Origin of the sequence: Pseudomonas sp. K5002 (genome assembly GCF_013386655.1) — a bacterium.
Classification (GTDB): Bacteria; Pseudomonadota; Gammaproteobacteria; order Pseudomonadales; family Pseudomonadaceae; genus Aquipseudomonas.
This window is the reverse complement of the sequence record NZ_JACARK010000231.1, coordinates 1-5031: the sequence shown is the minus strand read 5'-3', so window position 1 is coordinate 5031 and position 5031 is coordinate 1. Positions and strand designations below refer to the sequence as shown.

7 protein-coding genes are annotated in these 5031 nt (G+C 61.8%); 1 reads left to right on the top strand and 6 read right to left on the bottom strand.

All coding sequences use genetic code 11. From position 1 onward, the window contains the following. Positions 1-78: 78 nt before the first annotated feature. A complete protein-coding gene (locus tag HX846_RS12440; protein WP_003219046.1) occupies positions 79-627 on the bottom strand; it encodes an adenine phosphoribosyltransferase in 549 nt (182 codons plus the stop codon). Between the two features lie 80 nt (positions 628-707). Continuing rightward, positions 708-1442, bottom strand: coding sequence for a fumarate/nitrate reduction transcriptional regulator Fnr (fnr, locus tag HX846_RS12435; RefSeq protein ID WP_003219044.1), 735 nt, complete (start codon positions 1440-1442; stop codon positions 708-710). 154 nt (positions 1443-1596) lie between these two features. Here fnr and HX846_RS12430 point away from each other — a divergent pair, with 154 nt between their 5' ends. Beyond that, the gene (locus HX846_RS12430) at positions 1597-2073 is read left to right on the top strand and encodes a hypothetical protein (RefSeq protein WP_003219041.1); all 477 of its coding nucleotides are present in this window, start codon (positions 1597-1599) and stop codon (positions 2071-2073) included. A 7-nt stretch (positions 2074-2080) separates the two neighbouring features. Here the strand turns inward: HX846_RS12430 and hemN are convergent, their stop codons facing one another. The 4 genes from hemN to HX846_RS12410 all read right to left on the bottom strand — a co-directional run. Beyond that, positions 2081-3463: an oxygen-independent coproporphyrinogen III oxidase gene (hemN, locus tag HX846_RS12425; protein ID WP_178903592.1), complete on the bottom strand. Its 1383-nt coding sequence runs from the start codon at positions 3461-3463 to the stop codon at positions 2081-2083. Positions 3464-3566: 103 nt separating this feature from the next. Next, the gene (locus HX846_RS12420; RefSeq protein ID WP_003219035.1) at positions 3567-4250 is read right to left on the bottom strand and encodes a sulfite exporter TauE/SafE family protein; all 684 of its coding nucleotides are present in this window, start codon (positions 4248-4250) and stop codon (positions 3567-3569) included. Beyond that, positions 4243-4461, bottom strand: coding sequence for a cbb3-type cytochrome oxidase assembly protein CcoS (ccoS, locus tag HX846_RS12415; protein WP_003219033.1), 219 nt, complete (start codon positions 4459-4461; stop codon positions 4243-4245). The genes HX846_RS12420 and ccoS overlap by 8 nt, the downstream gene beginning before the upstream one ends. Before the next feature lie 22 nt (positions 4462-4483). Next, on the bottom strand, positions 4484-5031 hold a 548-nt coding region (locus tag HX846_RS12410), incomplete at its 5' end, for an HAD-IC family P-type ATPase (RefSeq protein ID WP_178965470.1).

The window sequence follows — 5031 nt, the reverse complement described above, 5'->3', positions numbered from 1 at the left end:
TGCGTAGCGGCACCAAGATCTTTGGGAGCGCTGCGCACTCCAGCGGGAGCAAGCTCCCTCGCCACACGAGTCCCGGGGTTATTGGTCTGTCAGGGCAAACTGCGTCAGGCAGAACGTCGCAATGCCCATGTCTTCCAGGCGCTGGGACCCACCCAGCTCCGGCAGGTCAATGATCGCCGCCGCTTCGAAAATCCGTGCGCCCATGCGCCGCGCCAGGTTGGCCGCTGCGATCAGCGTGCCGCCGGTGGCGATCAGGTCATCGAACATCAGCACCGAATCACCTTCACACAGGCTGTCGGCGTGCACTTCCAGGAAGGCTTCGCCGTATTCGGTCTGGTAACTCTCGGCCAGCACGTCAGCCGGCAATTTGCCTTGCTTGCGGAACAGGATCAGCGGTTTGTTCAACTGATAGGCAATGATCGAACCGATCAAGAAGCCCCGGGCATCCATCGCGCCGATGTGGGTGAAGTCGGCTTCGACGTAGCGGTGTACGAAGGTGTCGGCTACCAGGCGCAAGGCCTTGGGCGACTGGAACAGCGGCGTGATATCGCGAAAGATCACCCCAGGCTTGGGGAAGTCGATGACTGGGCGAATCAGGGATTTGATGTCGAACGAATCGAAGACCATCGTCGAGGAGTCCTGGGGAGGAAAGCGGACTCGAAGTATACCTGCGGCCCAGCCGATTGGCTCGGCCGCAAGCGTCTGGATCAACCGTCGAGCGAACCGCCAGCCAATGCGCAGAGCTGGATCGGGTCGAGGATATGCACTTCCTTGCCTTCGGCCGCAATCAACTCGTTCTGCTGGAAGCGGGTGAATACCCGGGACACGGTTTCCACCGCCAGGCCCAGGTAGTTGCCGATTTCGTTGCGCGACATGCTCAGGCGGAACTGGTTGGCCGAGAAACCCCGCGCGCGGAAACGTGCGGAAAGGTTGACCAGGAAAGTGGCAATACGCTCGTCGGCGGTTTTCTTCGACAACAGCAGCATCATCTGTTGGTCGTCGCGGATTTCCCGGCTCATCACGCGCATCAGCTGGCGACGCAATTGCGGCAGCTGCAGGGCCAGTTCATCCAGGCGTTCGAACGGGATTTCACACACCGATGTGGTTTCCAGGGCCTGGGCCGACACGGGGTGAATCTCAGTGTCCATGCCCGACAGTCCGACCAGTTCGCTCGGCAGGTGGAAGCCGGTGATCTGTTCTTCGCCGCCATCGCTCAGGCTGAAGGTTTTCAGCGCGCCAGAACGTACTGCATAAACGGAGTCAAACTTGTCGCCCTGGCGAAACAGGAACTCGCCTTTTTTCAGTGGGCGACCGCGTTTAACGATCTCGTCCAGCGCTTCCATGTCTTCCAGATTCAACGAAAGTGGCAGGCAGAGGGGGGCCAGGCTGCAATCCTTGCAATGAGCCTGGCTATGAGCGCGCAGTTTAACTGGCTCGGACATTTCTTAAATCCTTGTGGGAAAACACACATAAGACGTAAGGGTAACGCACCGGGGGGCAATCAGGCCAGCGTGTACAGAAAAGCAGCAGCGGTATAAAGAATTTTGTATCGAGGTCGATACAAGATTGTCACTCCTAGAGCTGGAGGCTCAGATCATGCTTTCCATTGGCGCAACCAACCCTGCCATTGTTTCTTCGCTAACCGTGCCTGATGCGAAAAAAGACCCCGCTGCAGACGATAAAGACCAAGCGTCTTCTACCGATCGGGCCACTGACACCAAGCCCCAAGGACTGGTGGTGGATATCTCGGGGGCGGGGCTGAAAGCCTCCAAGGCCAGCACCAACTCCAACAAGGACATTGACGACAGCAACCTGAAAGACAACATCAAGCAGCTGTTGAAAATGATTCGCGAGATGAGAAAACAGCTCGCCGAGAAGATGGCTCAGCTCTCAGCTGCCATGTCCGACGCCTCAAAGACCCCGCAGGCAAGGCAGGCCAGAGTGGCCGCCTTGCAGAGTGATATCGCGACATTGCAGGCCGGCTTGATGACGGCCCAATCGCAGTTGACCAAGGCCTTGAAGGACGAGTCTCCCGAGTCGCAGCTGGAAGCGATGGCCCTGCTGGCGAAGTAGGACAGGTTCAGATTACCCGCGAAAATCGTTGCCGATTCTGGTGCTCCAGATAGGCATCGAACACCATGCACACCGAGCGTACCAGCAGGCGCCCCGCCGGCAATACGCGGATGCCCTGTGGGTCGAGTTCGATCAGTCCGTCCTCGGTCATCGCCTCCAGTTGCGGCCAGAGTTCGTCGAAATAGCCGCGAAAATCGATGTTGAAAGCCTGTTCGATCTTCTCGAAATTCAGGCTGAACGTGCAGATCAACTGCTGGATCACTTCCCGTCGCAGCCGGTCATCCGTGGTGCATAACAACCCACGGCTGGTGGCCAGTTGCGCGCCGGCGAGGGCGTTCTGGTAGTGGTTCAGGTCGCTGCTGTTCTGGCAGTACAGGTCGCCGATCTGGCTGATCGCCGACACCCCAAGCCCGATCAAATCGCAATGCCCGTGGGTGGTGTAGCCCTGGAAGTTGCGTTGCAGCGTGCCTTCTTCCTGGGCGACGGCCAATTCGTCGTCTGGCAGGGCAAAGTGGTCCATGCCGATGTAGCGGTAGCCCGCCTGGGTCAACTGCTCGATGGTGGTTTGCAGCATCAGCAGTTTTTCCGCCGGGGAGGGCAGGTCGTCGGTGTTGATCCGTCGCTGGGGCATGAACCGTTCCGGCAGGTGTGCGTAGTTGAACACCGAGAGGCGGTCCGGTTGCAGGCTGATGACTTCTTCCACGGTGCGTGCGAAATTCAGCGGTGTCTGCTTGGGCAAACCGTAGATCAGGTCGATATTGATCGAACGAAACTGCAGGGTGCGCGCTGCGTCAATCACTGCGCGGGTTTCTTCCAGGCTTTGCAGGCGGTTCACCGCACGCTGCACTTCGGGGTCCAGGTCCTGCAGGCCGATACTGACGCGGTTGAACCCCAGTTCACGCAGCAGGCCCATGGTCGCCCAGTCGGCTTCCCGCGGGTCGATTTCAATCCCGTAGTCGCCGGAGTCATCGTCCAGCAGGTTAAAGTGCTGGCGCAGGCGGCCCATGACCTGACGCAGCTCGTCATGGCTGAGAAAGGTCGGGGTGCCGCCGCCGAAGTGCAGCTGCTCCACCGGCTGTTTGGGGTCGAGGTGGCACGCCACCAACTGGATTTCCTGCTCCAGGCGTTGCAGATAGGCGTGAGCCCGGCCGCGATCCTTGGTGATGACCTTGTTGCAGGCGCAGTAGTAGCAAATGTTGGCGCAAAATGGCACATGCACATACAGCGACAGGGGCCGTACGGCCTTGCGGCTGTCGCGCAGGGCGTGGAGCAGGTCGAAGGTGCCGACCTGGCTGTCGAATTGTACGGCGGTGGGGTACGAGGTATAGCGTGGCCCCGCCAGGTCGTAGCGGTGAATCAGATCAGTGTCCCAACGAATGGCGTCGAGCATGCGGGCGTTCCCCCGGATAGGCTAGTGGGCCGAGTCTAGGGGCTGGGTGGGGAAGCCATCTTGATTTGCATCAACGGGGAGCGGCGCTATGCCACATGGCGATCTAGTGCCCCATCAGCCAGTGCTGGTGCGGCCCGGGCAAGGTCCAGATGCCGAACAGCATGACCAGCAGGCCACCGGCCATCCGCACGCTGCGTTTGCGCAATAACGCGGTGACTCGATCAGCGGCTAAGCCCGTGGCCAGCAGTACCGGCCAGGTGCCAAGGCCGAACGCGAGCATCAGCACCGCACTGTCCAGCGCATTGCCCTGGCTGGCCGCCCACAGCAACGTGCTGTAGACCAACCCGCACGGCAACCAGCCCCAGAGCGCACCCAGCAGCAACGCCCGGGGCAGGCTGGACACCGGCAGCAAACGGTTGGCAACCGGCTGGATATGCCGCCACAGGCCGCGCCCGAGGCTTTCGATACGGGTCAGGCCGCTCCACCAGCCGGCCAGGTACAAGCCCATGCAGATCAGCAACAGCCCGGCGAGGATGCGCATGAACATCGCTGCCGGACTGTTGGCCACGGCCCAGCCGGCCAGGCCGATCAGCAAGCCGGCGGTGGCGTAGCTGAGGATGCGCCCCAGGTTGTAGGCCAGCAGCAGGCGAAAGCGCCGACTGCGTTGCTCCTTGGGAATCGCCAGGGTCAGCGCGCCCATCAGGCCGCCACACATACCCAGGCAATGGCCGCCGCCCAGCAGGCCGAGGATCACCGCCGAGACCAGCAGGGGCGCCAGTTCAAGCATGGGGCGGATCTTTCGGCTTGGGCGGTTGTTCAGGGCCGTTGGCTTCATCGACGGCCGCCAGGTGGTTCGGGTCCTGGTCATCGAACAGCACGCTGTGGGCCGGGCCATCGAGGTCGTCGTACTGGCCGCTGTCCACCGCCCAGAAGAAGATGTAAATGGCGATGGCCACGATCAACAGCGCCGCCGGGATCATCACGTAAAGAGCTGGCATCTGCACTCCATGCCCGCGCGGCTCATGCCGGCAGCGGGCGGGTTACGGGGGCGGGGCTCACGGCTGGCGTGCTCGGCATGCGAGTCAGGCGCAGGGCATTGAGCACCACGGTCAACGAACTGAGGGACATGCCGATCGCCGCCCAGATGGGAGTGATCCAGCCGAGGGCGGCAAACGGCAACATCAGGCCATTGTACAGCCCGGCCCACAGCAGGTTTTCAATGATTACCCGGCGGGTGCGCCGGGCCAGGGTAAAGGCTTGCACCAGGGCGTCGAGGCGGTTCGACAGCAACACCGCGTCGGCGCTGGTCTTGGCCAGGTCGGTGGCCGAGCCCATGGCCACGCTGATATCGGCGGCGGCCAGCACCGGCACATCGTTGACGCCATCGCCGAGCATCAGCACCTTGCGGCCTTCCTTGTGCAACTGTTGCAGCATTTGCAGCTTGTCATCGGGGCGCAGGCCGCCATGGGCTTCGTCGATGCCCAGCTCGGCGGCGACACTGGCAACCATCGGCGAGCTGTCTCCCGACAGCAGCAACGTGCGCCAGCCGCGTGCCTTGCAGGCGGCGA